Genomic DNA, 19094 nt, shown 5'->3' with positions numbered 1-19094 from the left:
ATCTCGAAGAAAGTGGCAGTATTTTCTGGTATAATATTGATTATGGATGATACGAAAGCGGGTTGAGGGGAAATTATGAATCTTTCACGGACCGAAAGAAAAATGTCGCAGCGCAAGAAGATGTATCAATCGATGATGAGAGCGACCGTCATTCTTTTTTTTCTTATGATTGTAACGATTATTGGACTGTACATATGGATGGAAAAGCAGTCATCCGCCCCTTCCTCCGGATCCGGGGGCGGGCCTGATGCGGCAGCTATAGATCCGGCTTCTTCTCCCAAGCCTTCTACAATGCCGAGTCCTTCGCCTTCCGAAGAGCCCGTGAGCTCACCATCACCATCCCCGTCCCCGGAGGATAGCGGTGAATCCGCCCCTCCCGCGGAGCCGGACCGTGGAGACGGGCCGAAGAAGCAGGTGACCCTGTCCTTCGTGGGGGATGTTCTGTTAGGAAGCACGGTGAATAATTTATTATCGGCTCACGGCTACGAGTATCCGTATCAGGATGTCCGGGAGCTTCTGCAGAAACCGGATTTAACGATTGCCAATCTGGAAACTCCGATTACGGACCGGGGGACAGCGGAGAAGGATAAAACCTATATTTACCGTTCTTCCCCGGAGGTTCTGCCTGCTTTTAAGGAAGCGGGGTTCGATTTGGTCAATCTGGCGAATAATCATACGATGGATTATGGGGTTGAAGGGCTGCTGGATACACTCGGCCATCTGGATGAGCAGGGGATTCTGAGGGTAGGGGCCGGAAGAGATGCGGACGAGGCGTTCCAGCCGGTAATTGTAGAGAAGAACGGGCTCAAAATCGCTTTCCTCGGATTTACGAAAGTCGTTCCCGATGCTTCTTGGAAAGCCGGCCTTGCGTCGCCCGGATTGGCAGACACCTACAGTCATATCCGCCCGGTACGGGAGATTGAGAAAGCAAAGGAACAGGCGGACCTGGTCATCGTCATCGCGCATTGGGGCGAGGAGCGTAAGGACCACCCTAACCAGGAGCAAATCGATCTGGCCCATCGATATATAGATGCCGGCGCGGATTTAATCATCGGAGGACATCCGCATGTGCTGCAAGGTTTTGAGCAATATAACGGGAAATGGATCGCGTACAGCCTTGGGAATTTTATTTTCACAACGAATAACAACGCCAAAACGCTCGAAACCGTCATTCTGGAGGCGACCTGCTCGACCGACGGCTGTGATCTTAAGGCCGTGCCGATTTTTACCCAGTGGGCGAAGCCTGTTGTCATGGAAGAGCAAGAAGGGCAGCAGCTTTACGAGCGATTGACCTCCATATCGAGGCAGGCTTTTGTCGATAAGGACGGATACATTCACGCAGAGGAATAGCTGACTTTGCAGTAAACAGGTTGAGGTGTAGTAAGAGTAAAGGAAGTCGCGCCTCAAGGCCCTAGAACATGGTGAAATTGATCTTATATGCACTTATTTTGATGTGAGAAACCAAGGCCGTGCGAACTATATTTAGAATCATACGCTTATTCCGCTTTGCGAAAGGAGGAGCCGAAGCAATGTTCGAACAGATCAGAAATGTATACTGCGTTGGCAGAAATTATCGCCTGCATGCCGCAGAATTAGGCAATGCCGTTCCGGATAAGCCGATGCTGTTCATGAAGCCAAGCCACGCTCTGGTTCCCATGGATGGCCGAACTATCGGACTTCCCTCTGGCGTCGGCGAGATTCATTATGAGGCGGAGCTGGTCATTCATATTGGACGCTCTTATGAACCGGGAATTTCCGTGGACGAGCTCGTGGACAAGATGGCTCTGGGGATAGACTTTACCTTGCGGGATGTTCAAACGGCACTGAAAGCGAAAGGGCAGCCTTGGCTTCCGGCCAAGGGCTTTCTTCAATCGGCGCCGATTGGACCGTTTCGGGCTTTTCCTGGCATTGCAAGAGCCGGAGAGGGTACGTTCCACTTACGGAAGAACGGGCAGATGGTACAGAGCGGACAGCCTCGGGGTATGATCTTTGACCTGCAGGGGATCGTGGATTTCTGTGCGGAGCATTATGGAATAGGGCCGGGTGATTTGATCTTTACCGGAACTCCGGAGGGTGTCGGTGCGGTCGCGGATGGAGATAGGCTTCAGCTTTACTGGAATGATGAGCCTGCGGGGGATATATTGATTTCTGTTAAATGAAATTAACCGACAAGACCGCCTCGGTCACTTGACCCTATGATGAGGCGGTCTTTGTATTTGAATGACCGGGTTATTCATCTTCAGTTCCGGGGCTCCCCGCAAAGTACCCGGAATACGCTTCAAAGGTCATACGTCACTTTGTGGGGATTGTAGGGCTCCGTTTGGGGCTTTTTTTTAATTTAGCTGTGTGTACTTAAGAGCTATCCTTTTCTATGGAAAGTAATGATTTTATTAACTATTCAAATATTTGTATAAGAGTAAAAGAAAAGAAGATTTCTCTCAGCCTGACTTTATTTTAACGTAGAAAAAGAATGTTAGCGGAGGAGGGATTGAGAGCTTCATAGTTTTGAAAACGCTTTACCATGCTGACGGCAAATTTACTGAAAGGGGAATGAGAATGATTTGTACTTGGAAGTGGGTAGGGAATCGGGAGAAAAAGGCTATAAGTATGCTATGGATTGTCTTGTTGGGTACCGCTTTGGCGGTTCTGCTGATCCCTTCCGCAGCTCGGGCCGAAGCCGCCGTAATGATCGATTCACATCAAGATGGCGAGGAGGTACCGGCAGGGAAGGTCACTTTATCGGGAACCTACACGGACTCTTATCAAGTTCAATTAATGGTTAACGGCCGTTTGGTTGCGGATGTTCATATGAATGATCCGGATGGGGATGATTCGGGTGATTGGTATTACATTCTGGATACGGCAACCAATGACGGGGAATTTCAGATTGCGGCCAAAAGCCTCGACAGAAAAACGCGTTACGGCGTCTGGTCCGAATGGATGACGCTAAAGGTGGATAACCCGCCGGCAAGCCTTCCCGTCGTGACCATTGCAAGTCCTTCGGATGGAGCTTATGTTCATGGGAAGGTTCCGATAGAAGTTGAAGCGTATGGACGAAATCCGGTGGAAAATGTGGAGGTTAGAATTAACGGGGGACCATGGAATCGGGCCGAATCGTTAGGGAAGGAGAACAGGTATCGCTATATCTGGGATTCCTCGGGACAGGGAGACCGAACATTGAGCGTGGAGGCGAGAGCGGCCGATTCCAACGGCAACATCGGCAGAAGTATGACAACGTACGTGAAATCCGGGAAGGGAACCCAGGAAGAAGTGAAGGTTATTCATCAGGATAGAGCCATCTGGATTTGGGAGCCGGCGGCCTACAACCTCTTGCTGAATCCGGGCTCGCGCCAGGTGCTGGACGCGATGGCGAAAGATACCGAAACTTTCGGTTCGCAGCCGGTAACCACTCTGTATCTTGCAGTAGACAGTTATGCGGGGGTGGATATCCTGGAAGATGACCCGGGGAAGGTACGCGAGTTCATTGCTTGGGCTCATGCCAACGGCTATCAGGTTCATGCCTGCATTGCAGGAGGAACCTCGCCGCCCTATCTCGGGGCACTGGCCCCATATCACGATCGTGCGGTCCGATTAATGGAGAAAATAGTGAACTATCAACTGGCATCGGAGAAGGAAGAACGGTTCGATGGGGTCAATGTCGATATTGAGCCATATATTATGCCGAGTTTCAAAACAGACGCGCCTTCTGCGCAAATCGAATACTTGGATGTCCTGGCTAAAATGATTGAACGCCGGGATACGGCAGGCGTCAACCTGGCCTTTGGACCCGCGATTCCAAGATGGTACGACTCATCGGATCAGGCCAGAGATATTCCCTGGAATGGCTCGACCCAATGGCTGTCCGAGCATATCCAGGACATTAGCGACTATATTGCGATTATGAATTATCGCGATACGGCGGACGGTTCCGTCGGGCTTATCCACCAAGTGGCGGGGGAGATGGCCTATGCCGAAACCATCGGCAAGCCGAACTCGGTCGTTATTGCTGTGGAGACGCTGGATATCGCCAACAGCGGCGACCCATCATCCATAACTTTCCGGGAAGAGGGAAGAAGGTACATGGAGAATGAGCTTGCCAAAGTGTACGCAGCCTACTCCGGCAGCCCGGCATTCGGCGGAATGGCGATGCATCACTATGACTCGGTCCGCGAGCTTCCTTCGGATTGGAGCCGGGACCGGTACTATTGGGAGCCTCCTGCGGATAATGAACGCCCTTCCGCCCTGACAGCCCCGCCGACGGCATCCGCCTTCAATCATGAGCGAATCGATCTGCGTTACGGAATGGCTTACGATAATTTGGAGGTCGCCCGCTACAATATTTACCGCGGTACGGAAAGCAGCTTTGAGACGGGGCCATGGAACCTGGCCGGGACGTCCCGCTCACTGCGCTTCACGGATGAAGGCTTGCTTCCGAATACTACGTATTATTACAAAGTGGCTGCCGTCGATTTGCAGGGAAATATCGGTCCGGCTTCCGATGCTGTGCCGGCTACTACAGGAAGCACGGAGCTGAAGCCGATGATCATTGACGGCATGACGGTAGAGCCCTCCGGTACAGGAGTTAAGGTGTCATTGAAGGTTGTCGATTATAAGACGGGAGAGGGAATTGCCGCTTCCGCACACGGCCGGTTCACCTATGCCGGCGGTAGATATGTTGATTTCGTCACAGGAGCGGACGGGACGGGAAGCGCCTTATCCGAAAGAATCGATGCCGGAGAGCAGGCCGGCTTTGAGCCGAGAAGAATAATGGCTCCGGGCTATTATTGGGCCAAGGCGTACGACCGTCCGCATACGGCGGAGCTTTATTCCACAAACTCTTATTTAAGCAGCCTGCAGGTTGGCGAAGAAACCCTATCCCCCGTGTTTCATCCGGATACGAAGGCATACGCCGTTACCGTTTCGGAGAGCGTATATGAACTGGGAGTGACTGCAACAGCGATGGATGAAGCGTCCGAGTTAACTATCAACGGGCAACCCGTTGAAAGCGGGCAGCCGTCCGGCCCGATTGCCGTGCCCGAAGGAAGAAGTATTATAACGGTGCAGGTTAAAGCGGAGGATGGCTCCGCCAGCCGTTATATTATTGAAGTAAGGCGTCCGTCCGCCGAAGCTGAAGTCGTGCCGATAACGGAGGATACTTATGCCAGAAGCGGTCCGCAAGCGAACAAAACCTTCGGAAACGACAAATGGATTGAGGTGGGCGAGCATCCTAAAGGGGCGGCCGTCAAGCATGAGAGAATCGGGTATATGAAAGCAATCCTGCCGGAAGATTCGGCCCGATCCTATGTTACAGCCAAGCTTCACTGGTATGTCGATAAAATAGGGAAATCTTCTGTGCCGCTAACAATATACGCCTTCTCGGGCGAGTCATGGGCCGGCCGAGACCTGACCTGGAATACGGCTCCTGAAGCCAGTAACGCGGTTAACTGCGGTTCGGTGACGATAAACGGCGAAGGCTGGTACGAGTTGGAGATTAGCGGATGCTTGTCGGGGCTTGAGGCTGCCGAAGGAGAGATTTCGTTCATGCTGCTCGATGAGAGCGCAGCCGGTTCGTTAGTCAGGATTAACAGCATAGAGAACGCCCGACATTCACCGTATCTGGAGCTGCGTTAATCGAAATCGCAGGGTTGAGGGATTACTTATTGCATCGGCAATATTATAAGGCCGGTTAACGGATTCGTTCGGGTTAAAGACGTGCGAATCCGAATAACCGGCCCTTTTTATTGTAACGGTGCAACAATCATCTTTAACTGCAATTCGTTTATTGCCGGAATTACTCCTGCAATCGTATTATCAGCTTCCCGGCGAAATGGCAATGCTCTGTATCGGCTTCAGAGTCTGCAGGTCATTTGCCCGGATTTCGGAAGGCGATAAAGTGTACAGAGTATTTCCGATATAAAGAATGCGCTGCACATTCTTGCGGCTGTCATACCAGTACTGTCCCGCTTTCGCCATATCCTCCTCGGACAGATGCGAAATTTTGCCCCGCAGTTGGAAGCCGTTCACCGGGTCAAGGGAATAAATATATGCCCCCTGGAAAACAAAATCGCCATGGGAGACTACATCCATCCTATTCTTCTTGTTCTCGCTCACCTCAGCCACCGTTACCGGGAAGGCCAGCAAATTTTTCTCCTTAGAGAACAGCAGGGCCCGATGGTTGTGGAGCAGCTCCGATTCCGTGCCGCGGTCGCCGATCGTCTCATTAAACAGTTCGATTGGCCGGGTAATGTCGCTCACATCGAACAGGGCCACCTTCATCCCTTGATAATAGGCCTGCGGCTGGCCTACAGCCCGGCCTGAGGCGTCCTTCTCGACGACTTCCACGGCTTCCTTGCCGAAGCCGATCAAGTGGTTCTCGTCATACGGATGCAAATAGTCGCTGTAGCCGGGAATTTTAAGCGCACCCAGTAATTCAGGCGAGGCCGGATCAGACAGATCGAAGGCGAACAACGGATCCACGGTTTTGAAGGTGACCATATAGCCGCGATTTCCCATAAATCGAACGGAATAAATTCGTTCTCCCGGAGCTATTCCTTCTATTTTACCCGTTACGTTCATAGCTTCATCGAGAATATATAGGTTGTTCTTGGATGTATGCTCATCGTTCCGCCACATATCTCCGGTCGTCGTCGCAATTCGGAACCTGCCTTCGTATTCGTCCATTGCAAACTGGTTGATAGGAGTCCCCGGAACGGTTCCGCTGGCAACATAACGGGTCTCTCCTTCATCCAGCCTGAATTTAAAGATTTGGCTGTTAGCCTTAAGCGGGCGGGAAGGAAGCCGCAGCTTCATGCTCTGCTCCGTGCTCTCGGAGGCTGCAGCCTCGTCTTTGTCATATTGGGTCAGGGTCACGTACAGATGATTAAGCGATACGTAGACCTGCTCGCCCGCCCCCAGATAAGTTGACACATTAACGGGTTCAGTTCCTTTGTCTAACCGGAATCCGGCGACATGCAAGTAATTCGATCCGGAGAAATCCGGGAAATAAGTGATTTGCTCATATCCGATTTCAATAGGCTCTTCCGATTGGGCGGAATCCTTATACTGCGGTGCCCGGGTTTCTTGGCCTTTCTCTAGGATCGCATAAGCGTTCAGATATTGTTGTGTGACAAAATATAAGCTGTCGCCGATTTTACGGGAGGCGACGTAATTACCTTCCAGCTCCACTTCCCGAACGAGGGCCGGATTGCTTCTATTTTCAAGACTGTAAACCACCGCTTTGGTTGAGTTCGGGAATATGGCCGGCATTACCAAGTCCTGGGTTCGCGCTTTTTCCTTGGTCATCGGCAGCACTCTATTTTCAACAGGCGCGGAGCCAACTACTACCAGAAAACGGTCATCCACATAGATATCAGCCGGATGGATAACGTCATTGAGGTCGATGGTCGACAGAATTTTCATATCGGTGGCGGGTACCGCCGAAGTAATGATCACCCGGTTCTCGTTGACCTGATAAATATATTCTCCATCCGTTTTGACAAGGTCTCCTTCATCGACACCCTCTACCTGGAGATTGGTTCCGGAAAAATCGGCACTTGAGCCCCCCGTTGCCACAGCGGCTGATTCCATCGCCATGGGGGATTTAATTAAGGCAGAGTCCCCCTGCAGCTTCAGATTGGTTTCTTCCTTCTGAACGGTAGCGGCAAGCAAAGCCTTCAGGTTGTCATAGGTCCCCACCTTGGGAAGAAATAAACCTTCGTCATCCACCAGTACTTGTTCTCCCACCGAGTCCCACTTCACAATATACCCCAGTCCCTCGCTCATCGCCCGCAGGGGCACCATCAAGTGATCGCCGTTAATCACAGCCGGTTGTTCCATTTCATGAGAAGTCCCGTTACGGTATGCCGTTGTCTGGTTAACGGAGACCTTCCATTCCTTTCCTTCCCGAACAGCGGTCGCCGAATGAGTGGAAGCATCCCATTCGACCGATGCACCGAGCTTATTTGCCCATTCCCTCATCGGCACCATCATCGTTCCGCCTGTTTGGAAGGGAGCGGTTTCAAAATAAACGGTTTCCCCGTTCAGGACTACAGGATATCCGCTGCTTTCGACAACGGATGCCTGGAATGAGGAAGAAATCAGGCAAACCGCCAAAATCATCAGCAGAATCGGAATCCGCCGTAATCTTTTCAATGGAATCGACCTCCTAGAAAAAATTGCTTATTTTTCCTCCTAGACGGGCCCGGCTGGTAAAATGTTGCAAAAAAACGTGAAAAAGAAAAGAGCTCTTTGATAGGCAGAAAAAGATAATGGGTGAAGGAAATAACCGGGGAGCGGGGCCAAAAGAAGCGGAGCTTTTTAGTTCGTTGGCATTATGAGGTCGATATTTAGAGGGATTGTAAGGGGTTAAAGAAAGCCCTCCCGCCGAAAGGAGACGGGCGGGAAGGCAGGTGAATTACACTTCGATTTTATTAAACCAGTCGGCACTCTTGGCAACAACGAGCCGATACAGCAGGAAATTGATCAGCCCGAAAATAATCAGCAGACCGAAGAAAACAAAGGGCAGAGACAAATCCAGGAACAGAATAGCGATAACGACCAGCGCGGCGGTCAAAAAGCAGATCAGCGTGGAAAATAGAGAGTTGATGTTTTGCTTAACCGCCTTTTGTTCATTGTCCCAATTCAATTTGGGAAAATGAATATCGATGATAATGCCGATGAAGGACGCAAATAATACGGCAGGAATGCCCAAGGCCACAAGCAATATGGCATAGTAGACCGGAAGCCCCAGCAATATAACCGCCACTATAATGGCCAGAACAACCGTTATCATGCCGAGCAGCAAACCGGACAGTACTTTGGCCATCACCATTTTCGCAAAAGGAACGGGCAAATATTTATTGACGAATATCCCTTGGCCTTCCCGTGAGATGGCAGTGGCCGCAGTCGGATTCATCCCCCCGGAAAATAAGAAGAAAGCGAAGGCAATCCCCAGAACAATACCTGCTGTGCTTTCATTAAACATATGCGGGCTCAAATTTTTGATCCCCTGAAGATTGCCCGATTGGGCAACCAATGGAATAACAAGAAGGATGGGCCAGAGAAAAGAAATGAGAACACAGTTTGTAAAATAAGCCGGTGTCCGAAATAGCAGCTTCAACTCTTTCACCGTATAAGCTTTGATCACGGAGCTTTGCTGTGTCATCTTGTCCATCTTCTCGTCGCTTACCTTCTCTCTGCGAGCCGACGATTCAGACATGCCCATGACTGCTTTGAAATAGAGCCAATCGCCAAGCAGCATAAAGATCCAATAGGCTACTGCGGAAACGGCCAGGAAGGCAAGCAAATACCCTAATCCGGCCAGTGCCGGTCCGTTAATCAGGGCCAGTGCTGCCAGCTTGGCATTGGGGAAGAACATGGTCATGGCATTCATAATGGAATTATTGCCTTCGGTCACGATCTTCTGCATCTGTTCCGGATCCAGATTATTGTTAGCAAACCGTTGAAAGAAGAAGTTGAAGCTGACCGCCAGGATGATGGCGGCGGCTCCGCCGATCATGCGATAACGGTCCTTATGCTTGGAAACATTCGTAAATCTCATGATCAGCATGGCAATGACCGAAGCAAGAAGCAGCGGCAGAAGCGGCAGTACAAGAAAGATAACTACGGAAAATACGTAATACAATATGCCTGCACCGCTAACGATTCCGTAAGAGACTAAGATCGGCATGAGAATAAAAAGCTCGGTTAAATATTCGTACGTAAGAGCTACCGAAAATTTAGCCGTCAAAATCTGTGAAGGCTTAAGCGGGAGCGGGAGCAAATGCTCCAGATCCTGGGCGAAGAAAAAAACATTGATTACGTAAAAAATTCCGAAGAAGAAAATGACGACGCTGACGATGGACAGTCCCAATGCGAGAATGAGCCCTTCTTGCTGGATGGCAGCCAGCCCTTCGTATAAGACAGAGACTAAGAAATAAAACATGGAAAAAACCGGGACCAAACCGACCGTGATAAGAAGGGGAACCAAAAATCCGAGAGGAATCCTTCTCTTTTTGTTTTTACTTCCCCAGTTTCCGCTTCCGTTTTTGAGCAGAATTCTGGTTAGCGATAAGGTCTTATTCATGTCCAGTCATCTCCAGGAAGATTTTTTCCAGCGATTCATTCGATTTGAAGTGCTCTTGCATTTCCTTGAAAGTTCCGCAGAAGCGAATCACGCCTTTATTGATAATAGCGACGCGGTCGCATAATTTTTCGGCTACCTCCAACACGTGAGTAGAGAAAAAAACGGTTTTCCCGGCGTTGGTATGCTCCTTCATCATTTCCTTTAAAGTATAGGAAGACTTGGGATCTAACCCGGTTAGAGGCTCGTCGAGAATCCATACGGATGGGTTATGGATCAATACGCCCATTATAACGATTTTTTGTCTCATTCCGTGAGAATAACTCTGAATAGGATCGGAAAGCACGTTTTCCATACTGAAACGGCCGGCCAGTTCATCAATCCGCTGTTTGCGCAGTTCTTTGGGCACGTCATACATATCGGCCATAAAATTCAAATATTCCAGCCCTTTCAGCCGTAAGAAGAGATCCGGACTGTCCGGAACGTAACCGAACTGCCTCTTGGCTTCTAATGAATTGTGTATAGCGTCTACGCCATTGATCAGAATGGAGCCCTGATCGGGGCTGGTAATCCCGGTAATCATCTTGATGGTCGTAGTTTTGCCTGCGCCGTTAGGACCAAGAAAACCGAATATTTCACCTTGCGGAATGGTCAATGTCAGATTATCAACGGCTTTGTGAGTTCCGTTATAAGTTTTGGTCACATTCGTTAACTCAATCATGTGCCTATCCCTCCGTATTTGTCTAATAATGATGCCATGAGATTAGTAGGCTTCTCTCTGCAGATAATACGTTTATCTTCCTCCCTTCGTTTCATCCGTATAAAAAAAGTTCCTCGGACACTCTCCTCCGATTCATAATAAACAAGAACATCAGAAAACAAGCACCCGGATAAGGACCGGACGCTTGACAGCATATCCCGATGTTTACTTGGAAAGCTCCTCCATCTGCTCGATGATATTCCGAAAGACGCTCATAGCTTGCTCGATTGGCTCAGGGGTGGACATATCTACCCCGGCCCGCTGCAGAATCGAGATCGGATAATCGCTGCCGCCGCTGCGAAGGAAGCCCAGGTAGCGTTCTACGGCCGGCTGCCCTTGATCCAGAATCTGCTTCGCAAAGCTGGTCGCCGCAGAGAAGCCGGTGGAGTACTTATAGACGTAGAAGCTATTGTAAAAATGTGGAATTCGTGCCCACTCCATCTCTATATCCTGGTCAACTACCATGTGATCGCCATGGTACTTTTTGTTTAAATCATAATAGATTTGACTGAAGTCCTGATGAGTAAGAGATTCTCCCTGCTCCGTCTTCTCGTGGATGATTTTCTCGAATTCGGCGAACATGGTCTGGCGGAAAAGAGTCGTCCGGAATTGATCGGCATAATACGTGAGCAGGTACATTTTAGCTTTCGGATCGGTCGTTTTCTTCAATAAATAGTCCATAAGCAGAGCTTCATTCAACGTAGAAGCTACTTCGGCCAGGAAAATCGGGTATTGGGCGTAGCGGTATTCCTGGCTTTCATCGGACAGATACGAATGCATGGCATGACCCATCTCATGAGCGAGCGTAAACATGCTGTTCAAGTTATCCTTATGGTTTAACAGGACGTAGGGGTGGGTTCCGTAGGCTCCCCAACTGTAGGCGCCGTTTCGCTTGCCTTCATTCTCGTAAACATCAATCCAGCGATCCTCGAATCCTTGCCGAAGGATATTCAAGTAATTGTCTCCCAACGGCTTGAGACTGTCGAGCACCATTTCCTTGGCTTCCTCATAAGAAATATCCCACTTGAATTCTTCAACGAGCGGTGCGAACAAATCATACATATGCAGCTCATCGACCTGAAGCAGCTCCTTGCGCAGCTTCATATAGCGGTGAAGAAGTGGCAGAGAATCATGGACGGTGTCGATCAGATTGGTGTATACCTCCTTCGGAATATTATCACCGAAGAGAGCCGCTTCCAGAACGGAAGGGTATTTTCGTACTTTGGCATAGAAGACATTTTTCCCGATGTTGGAGCTTAAAGTCGCGCCGAGCGTATTTTTGTTCTTCCGGTATGTGGCATACATGGCGTCAAAAGCGCTCTTGCGGACATTGCGGTCTTTACTCTCCAGAAATTGAATGTAACGGCCGTGAGTCAGCTCAACGTCCTGGCCTTCTTCATTCTTAATCGTCGGGAACTTCATATCCGCATTGTTCAGCATCCCGAAGATCGTCTCCGAAGCGCGGGAGATGCTTCCCACCTGAGCCAACAAGGCTTCCTCCGATTTGGACAGGATATGGGCCTTCTGGCGAAGCATCTCTTCCAGAGTCCGCTTGTAAAAGCCAAGCTCCGGATGACGGATCAGAGCGTTAATTTCTTCCTCCGACAGCGCTAATATTTCCGGGGTAATAAAAGAAAGAGCTTCGTTCACTTCGACACTTAATTTTCTGGCTTTCTCCGACAGCGCCTGGTAGGTGGGATCCGCCATATCTTCATGATGCTTCATATTAGAGTAAACATAGAGTCTTTCGGTATGTAGGGAAATCTGATCTTCCAGCTCGAAGCAGCGTTTAATTTCAGCGGGATCGTGCAGCTTGCCTTGAAATTGTGCGGCTTCTTTAATCAATCTCTTGACTTCGTCATATTCCTTATCCCAAGCTTTCTGATCCGGAAACAGGTCTTCCAGTTTCCAGGTATGTTCCTGTGCTACTTCCGAACGCTTGACTACTTGATTCATATTAGCCCTCCTTAACAAATTCAATGTTTTCTGTGCCGAAGCCGCCGGGAGGCCAGTGGCCGCAAGGATCATACAGAAGGCGGTAACAGCAGGAATTACCCGCATGGTACATCCCCCCTATTATTTTCCTCTAGTATGAACCGGCACTGCTCATATTATAAAACAATATCCTCCCTAATGGTTCCTATTTCCAATTGGACCCGGCAGTAAAAAATAGATAAACGATGAGAAAAAACGAAAAACAGACGAGAAGCAGCGCACATATGGCAAGAGGCCGCTTCATCTGATCAGGAATCGAGTCCCGTTTAAAAATAAGGACCCCTGCGAGGCAGAATGATACGATAATGAAGGTGATGACGGTTCCGGAATCAAGCAATAATATTCACCTCAAACAAATAGTATGCCTATTAATGTTCTCCAAATCCATATTGAATTCCTGCTCGCCCCCGAAACCGAATGGGAGACAGGGAGGGAGGTCAAACTATACCCGTAACGACAAACTAAGGAGAAGACAGCCTGTGAATATATTAACGGAAGAGAAACTGAATAAACCTGTGCTGGCGGAAGAGGCCGAACCGATATCTATGACGGTTGCACAATATATTGTAAAGCAGTTGTCCGCGTGGGGGGTACGCAGAATTTACGGAGTCATTGGCGATACGACCTTCGATTTGCTGGATGAGTTGGCCCGGCAGAACGAAATCGCCTATATCGCGTGCCGGCACGAGGGAGCGGCCGCCCTGATGGCATCAGCCGAAGCCAAGTTAACCGGAGGAATTGGTGTATGTCTGGCAACAAGCGGCCCGGGAATCGCCAACTTGCTCAACGGTCTGGCGGATGCCGCAGCGGACCGGGCCGGCGTACTGGCGATAACCGGTCAGGTCGACTCTGACCAAATCGGAACGGGAACGAAGCAGGAAATCAACCAACAGCTATTGATCCAGCCCATTGCCCGCCAGAGCGAGCTGCTGGCGCATCCTGACGCACTGCCGCAATTGCTGCAGCGGCTGCTGGTCCATGCCGTACTTCATGGCGAGGTAACACATCTGTCCATCCCGAAGGATGGATTTCGTAAGAAAGTAAGGGGAGAAGTCGTCCCCTACTTTCCACATCTCCATCAGGCGGTAGAGACCCCGCTGCAGCTTTGGGAGGATGCTGCCCGGCGTCTGGATTCGGCGATGCGCCCCGTCATCTATGCGGGACGTGGCGCAGAGAGCGCTTCCCAAGAGCTGATTCGATTGGCCGAGAAGCTGGGTGCCCCGATAATTACTTCCCTTCCGGCAAGAACGTTGGTCCCGAACGATCATCCGCTCTATGCCGGAGGTTTGGGTCAGGCAGGCAGCGAATGCTCCAGCCTTATTCTGGCCGAATGCGACCTGGTCCTGATGCTGGGGGCCACTTGGTGGCCGGACGATTATGTGCCTAAGCAAGCGTCCGTGCTCCAAATCGATATCGATCCGTCCCAGATGGGCAAGGGGCATCCGCTCGTTCAAGGAATCGTGGCCGATCTGGCGAGTGCTCTTCCGAAAATAAATGAGCGTCTCGGACAACAGCCGGATCGGACCTCCTGGAAGGAACGGACGGCCAAGCTTCGAGAAGCCTGGAGGCTTCGCATCGAGGGGGAAGCGGCACTCGAAGGAAGCCCGACCCCGCCTCAGGCGATCATGGCGGAGCTGTCCGATTGGCTGGAATCCGATGCAATCATTGCGGTAGACACGGGAGACCATACTCTATGGTTTAACCGTATATATCAAGCCAAGCGCGAGCAGCGGATTCTGATCTCCGGACGATGGAGGACGCTCGGCTTCGCCGTACCCGCTGCTATCGCTGCGAAGCTGTGCTGCCCGGAGCGCCAGGTGGTAGCTGTGGCCGGGGACGGAGGCGCCGTACAGACGCTGCTTGAATTTCAGACCGCTGTGGAGCAGGGGCTCCCTATAACTGTTTTGATCATTAATAACGGAGCTTATGCGATGGAAAAAAACAGGATGCTTGCAGAGAGGATGAATACACTGGGAAGCGTTATTCGCAATCTCGACTTCGCTGCGGTAGCCAAGGCGTTGGGAGGATATGGCCGAAGAGTTGAGGACAGGAATGGACTGAGAGAGGCATTGACTGAAGCGCAGAAGAATCCGCAGCCTGTCCTAATTGAGGTGATGACCGCAGATACGGTCGTTCCGCATACGTCGGCTTGAGAAAGGAAGTCGGTCGGGATCCCGACAAGGCTAACTAAAGACACTTCGTCGGCAAGGAACATTTTCGGCTGCGGAGGAATAGAATGGAGAGCAATAGGGTTCATTGCGCGAAAAAAAGCTTGGCCGCTATTCGCGTTGAATAGCGGCCTGTTTTGTCTGCTGAATCCTATCCTTATTGGCCTGCGGGGCTGGGTGTGCTCTGCATCCGGTTTTTGCGCAAACCGAGCAGCAGGACAGCCACGATGACTACAATTACGAAAGCCCATTTGGCAATGGGGGATACAAACAGCAAATTATGAACGAAAGGCTCATCGGTAATCATTTTGGCTGCCGTAAAGGCTAGAACCCCGGAGCCGATATAAATGATCCATGGAAAACGACTCATCCATTTCAGGAAAAGTGTGCTGCCCCAAATCATTATCGGGACGCTAATGAGAAGGCCGATAATGACGAGCACATAATTGCCATGCGCTGCTCCTGCGATCGCTAGTACGTTATCCAGCCCCATCAGGACGTCGGCAATCAAAATGGTGGAGATGGCTCCCCAAACACTCGGTTTAGCCTGCATCTCATGACTTTTGTTATCGACCAGCAGCTTATAGGCGATCCAGACGAGAAGAACGCCTCCAACCAGCAGAAGTCCCGGAAACTTCAGCAGCCAAGTGACGGCCAGAGTAGCTGCGGCACGAATGACGACAGCACCAATAGTACCAATGATAATGACTTTCTTCTGCATTTCTTTGGGAACGTTGCGAGCGGCTAATCCAATGACGATCGCGTTGTCCCCGGCCAGCACCAGGTCGATTATGATGATATTGACAAGTGCCAAGAGGAAAGTGACGGAGAATATGTCCAAGTGTACCACTCCTTAAATAGTATAACCTCATGAAGAATCATTGCCCATCACTATTTATCCGTCAGTTTTCTGGAATCATATCCGGCCATCGGATCAGGCAGGGAACCCGATGTCCGGAGCCAGAGCCGTTAGCAAATTTTCCTATCCTAAGGAACGCAATGCTCCGGAACAATACGTTCATGGATAGGGTGCCCCCGGACGGGACAAGGACACAGGAAAATTTATATAAAAAAGACCTTCACCGAGCTCGGCAAAGGTCTTAAGCAAACATAAAAGACCCTTACCTAATCGGCAAAGGTCTTGCTAACAACGTAATGTTGCCAATAAAGCCGGGGACAAATATCCCGAATTGACGACTTTATTGATTACTAGCTACTCCCCTTTGGGACGATACATATTTTTCTATTTCAGTATGGCATGGAAAAGCGATTTTTGTCAAGCCTATTTTTTGTCGGATGATCCTCCGTTAAAGAAGCCAAATTTTGTTAGCCTTCTTGCGTTTTATACTTCCTGGAAGGCTCTAATTATTTCTTCACGTTCTTCCTCCGAACCGTCAAAACGATCGTCCGCAAACCGCTCGCTGACCCATTGCATCATAGCGGGGCGGCTTAGGAAAATGTGGCTTTCCTCTCCCCATTGATCCGATATTTCACGGACAATGAGCTGTTTGCCGTTGACTTCGACGGACATCATGTTCCAGTTGTCTTTTTTGTAAATCATATGCTTTTTCACACGATTGTTTTTCAAGGTTATTTCCTCGCTTCATTCATTTTTTCGCTCTTTATTATTGTAGCTTATTTTGCGACGGATGTCTCACAGGAACGGTCAGAATTGATATTCGAAAGGAAGAGTTTTCTATAGGCCTACTCATTTAAATAAGTCGTCACCCGGTTTTGAATCAGCTTGCTTACTTCCTCCGCTTCAAATTCCTCCATCGCAATGGAGAACACCTTCATGTCGCTGGTTAATTTCTTACTTGCGTTCTCCAACTGCTGTTTCATGGTTGCGATTCGTTCATCCACCATGGACATATCTAGATTGTCAGGGACTTCCACTGGAAATCCGGAAACCTCCAGCGTCCCGCCTTGAAGTAGTTTTTCTTTAGCTTCGTGAAATTTTTTATCCACTATGCCCTTATGAATAGGATATCCCGACGGTAATTCCGGGGAGGACTGCATCTCGTCGGAAAGCAGAAACTTCAGAAATTCCCATGCTTCCTGCTGCACCTGCGATTTGCTGTTCAGCCCCAAAGTGAAGTAAGAGGAATACTCTCCTCCGCCGGACTGGCCGTTGGACGTAGGCCTGTTAAATAATTGAGTGTCTTCTTTCAGCACATTGATTAAATCCATAGCGGGATTGTACAGGCTGGTCATGGAAAACAAAGCTTTATCATAGTCGTAAGAAAACTCGGCTTGAAGAATCCCTTCGTCGTACATCGATTTGATTTCGTTCATCATTCCTCTAAACAGCTCTGAATCGAAATTGGCTTTGCCGTCCTGAACGAGATCGGAGTAGTTCTTTTCAATATAATCGGCGAGCAGTTGATTAGGAAGCAAATTAACAAATGCAACGTAATCCTGTCCGACCTGATCCTGCAGCTTCTTGGCAATGTTCTTGAATTGGCCCCATGTCCAGGTTTTATCGTCTATCGAGATGCCCGCCTTTTCCAAGACTGATTTCTTTCCGGCTACGAACTGCGGCGAGAACGAGAATGGCATGGCATACAGACCGTCCCCGTTTTGCGAAGACTTTAAAATGTTTTCATAGTACCGGCTTTTATCGAAAGTAGAGTCTTGGGCCATCAGATCGTATAAATTGACCAGAACGTTTTTGGAGACGAATTTATCCTGGGGCAAGTTCGTCATATCGATCAAATCCGAGGCTTTTCCGGACAGCGCCTGAGTCGTTACGGTCTGAACATACTTTTCCATATCCGCTTGGGAGATCGCGCTGGTCGTTCCCCCGTCCGTATTCGGCATGGCCAGGTATTCTTTTATCTCGATATGGATATCGGGGTGGAGATCTTCGAATTTTTGCGCCGCCGTTTCCAGGAACCGGTTGCTGCCGGTCACGGCTATGACGACCGTTTTCTGATCTCCCGACGACGAATGTTCCCCTGCAGAGGAGGGACTGTTGCCGGAACAAGCCGTCAATAATACTAAAATTGCCATCATCATCCATGCTAAATGTTTTTTCATGTTTATCGCTCCCTTATAAAATTATTCCGGGTGGATCAACCGCTATTTGATGCGCACCCGATTGCCTTCCTGCAGCGGCTCGCTGGTCTCGGAGATGATTTCGTCCTTCGGCGAGAGACCGGACAGGACGATGATTTCATCGTCGGTGGAACTTCCAATGTTCACATACGCTTTTTGCGCATGGAACGTATTTCCGACCGGACTTTTCTTTTCCCGGATGACAAAGACGTAATTTCCTTTGCTGTCCTTATACACAAGCTTCTTGGGAATGACGAGCCCTTGCCCGTCCATCGGCTTATCGATTCGAACGCTTGCTTTCTCCTCTCCCGTCAAAGTATCGTCTATGACGGATATGACGATCGTCTTCTGCGCATTTGGTCCGCCGCCGCCGCCGTTGTCACCGCCTGAAGACATGCCTCCACCGAAGGAACCCCTATTATCAGGCGGGCCCCCTCCCCCGGAGGCGGTCGCATCTTTAATATCGATGATCGTTCCTTCCAGCGACTTTGCATTCTCTCCGGCAATGCGGACGGACACTTTTTCCTCCAGCTGAAGCGCGTCCGCATCGTCTTCATCGGTCGTAAATGTAAATTCGAAGCCTTCGTTCATTCTTGCAAGCGACAGGGCCGCCTGACCTTGAGAAGCGTTCAGCCCTTCCTCCACATAGATATCCGTCACTTTGCCGTCGAATGGAGCTTTCAGCGTTCCTTTATCGGACCGCTCTTTGCGCAGGCCTTCGATTTTACGCTGCTGCATCTCGATGTCCAGCTGCTGGCTTTCCAGGTCGCGCTTCGCCTTTCGCACAGAATCCTCATCGGTTTCCCGCTGGGCGGCGACAAATTGTTCCTTTAGCGCTTCTCGGTTCAAATTCATTTTTTGCAGCTGAGCCTCTTCATTCAACAGCTGCTCGTCCAGCTGGGAAGTGTCATAGGTGACAAGCACCTGTCCTTTTTGGACGGTATCGTTTTCCCGACATGCACCCGGGTGACTTTCCAGCCGCTCTCGTTTATAAGGTCGGACTTGTGGCGCGGAACCAGCTTGCCGCTGCCTT

General features: G+C 50.0%; 12 protein-coding genes. 4 read left to right on the top strand and 8 right to left on the bottom strand.

Annotated elements, in window-relative coordinates; genetic code table 11:
* The first annotated feature begins 75 nt into the window (after positions 1-75).
* From ACFQ03_RS12935 to ACFQ03_RS12925, 3 genes are all read left to right on the top strand, one after another.
* Positions 76-1350 (top strand): CapA family protein, encoded by a 1275-nt coding sequence (locus ACFQ03_RS12935; RefSeq protein ID WP_144931964.1) that lies wholly within the window; start codon positions 76-78, stop codon positions 1348-1350.
* A 179-nt stretch (positions 1351-1529) separates the two neighbouring features.
* Positions 1530-2159, top strand: coding sequence for a fumarylacetoacetate hydrolase family protein (locus tag ACFQ03_RS12930; protein ID WP_144931962.1), 630 nt, complete (start codon positions 1530-1532; stop codon positions 2157-2159).
* Positions 2160-2556: 397 nt separating this feature from the next.
* A complete protein-coding gene (locus ACFQ03_RS12925) occupies positions 2557-5631 on the top strand; it encodes a CBM96 family carbohydrate-binding protein (protein WP_379288549.1) in 3075 nt (1024 codons plus the stop codon).
* A 180-nt stretch (positions 5632-5811) separates the two neighbouring features.
* On the opposite strand, the gene ACFQ03_RS12920 is transcribed toward ACFQ03_RS12925, so the two are convergent.
* The 4 genes from ACFQ03_RS12920 to pepF all read right to left on the bottom strand — a co-directional run bounded on the left by ACFQ03_RS12920 (position 5812) and on the right by pepF (position 12797).
* A complete protein-coding gene (locus tag ACFQ03_RS12920) occupies positions 5812-8151 on the bottom strand; it encodes a beta-propeller domain-containing protein (RefSeq protein ID WP_379288547.1) in 2340 nt (779 codons plus the stop codon).
* A gap of 262 nt (positions 8152-8413) precedes the next feature.
* Entirely contained in the window at positions 8414-10084 is a 1671-nt protein-coding gene (locus ACFQ03_RS12915) for a putative ABC transporter permease subunit (protein ID WP_379288545.1), read from the bottom strand.
* The gene (locus ACFQ03_RS12910) at positions 10077-10802 is read right to left on the bottom strand and encodes an ABC transporter ATP-binding protein (protein WP_144931954.1); all 726 of its coding nucleotides are present in this window, start codon (positions 10800-10802) and stop codon (positions 10077-10079) included. The genes ACFQ03_RS12915 and ACFQ03_RS12910 overlap by 8 nt, the downstream gene beginning before the upstream one ends.
* A 204-nt stretch (positions 10803-11006) precedes the next feature.
* On the bottom strand, positions 11007-12797 hold the full coding sequence (gene pepF, locus ACFQ03_RS12905; RefSeq protein WP_379288543.1) for an oligoendopeptidase F: 1791 nt from the start codon (positions 12795-12797) through the stop codon (positions 11007-11009).
* Between the two features lie 518 nt (positions 12798-13315).
* On the opposite strand from pepF, the gene ACFQ03_RS12900 reads away from it, so the two are divergent.
* Positions 13316-14989, top strand: coding sequence for a thiamine pyrophosphate-binding protein (locus ACFQ03_RS12900; protein WP_379288541.1), 1674 nt, complete (start codon positions 13316-13318; stop codon positions 14987-14989).
* Between the two features lie 172 nt (positions 14990-15161).
* Here the strand turns inward: ACFQ03_RS12900 and ACFQ03_RS12895 are convergent, their stop codons facing one another.
* From ACFQ03_RS12895 to ACFQ03_RS12880, 4 genes are all read right to left on the bottom strand, one after another.
* Positions 15162-15845 (bottom strand): TerC family protein, encoded by a 684-nt coding sequence (locus ACFQ03_RS12895; RefSeq protein ID WP_379288539.1) that lies wholly within the window; start codon positions 15843-15845, stop codon positions 15162-15164.
* A 501-nt stretch (positions 15846-16346) separates the two neighbouring features.
* Positions 16347-16565 (bottom strand): hypothetical protein, encoded by a 219-nt coding sequence (locus tag ACFQ03_RS12890; protein WP_144932238.1) that lies wholly within the window; start codon positions 16563-16565, stop codon positions 16347-16349.
* A 143-nt stretch (positions 16566-16708) separates the two neighbouring features.
* On the bottom strand, positions 16709-18043 hold the full coding sequence (locus ACFQ03_RS12885) for an ABC transporter substrate-binding protein (protein WP_379288537.1): 1335 nt from the start codon (positions 18041-18043) through the stop codon (positions 16709-16711).
* A gap of 42 nt (positions 18044-18085) precedes the next feature.
* On the bottom strand, positions 18086-18985 hold the full coding sequence (locus ACFQ03_RS12880) for an efflux RND transporter periplasmic adaptor subunit (protein WP_449290185.1): 900 nt from the start codon (positions 18983-18985) through the stop codon (positions 18086-18088).
* Between the last annotated feature and the right edge of the window lie 109 nt (positions 18986-19094).

Source organism: Paenibacillus residui (assembly GCF_042677205.1).
GTDB lineage: Bacteria > Bacillota > Bacilli > Paenibacillales > NBRC-103111 > Paenibacillus_L > Paenibacillus_L residui.
The sequence above is the reverse complement of the archived record's forward strand: the minus strand, read 5'-3'. Positions and strand labels throughout refer to the sequence as shown.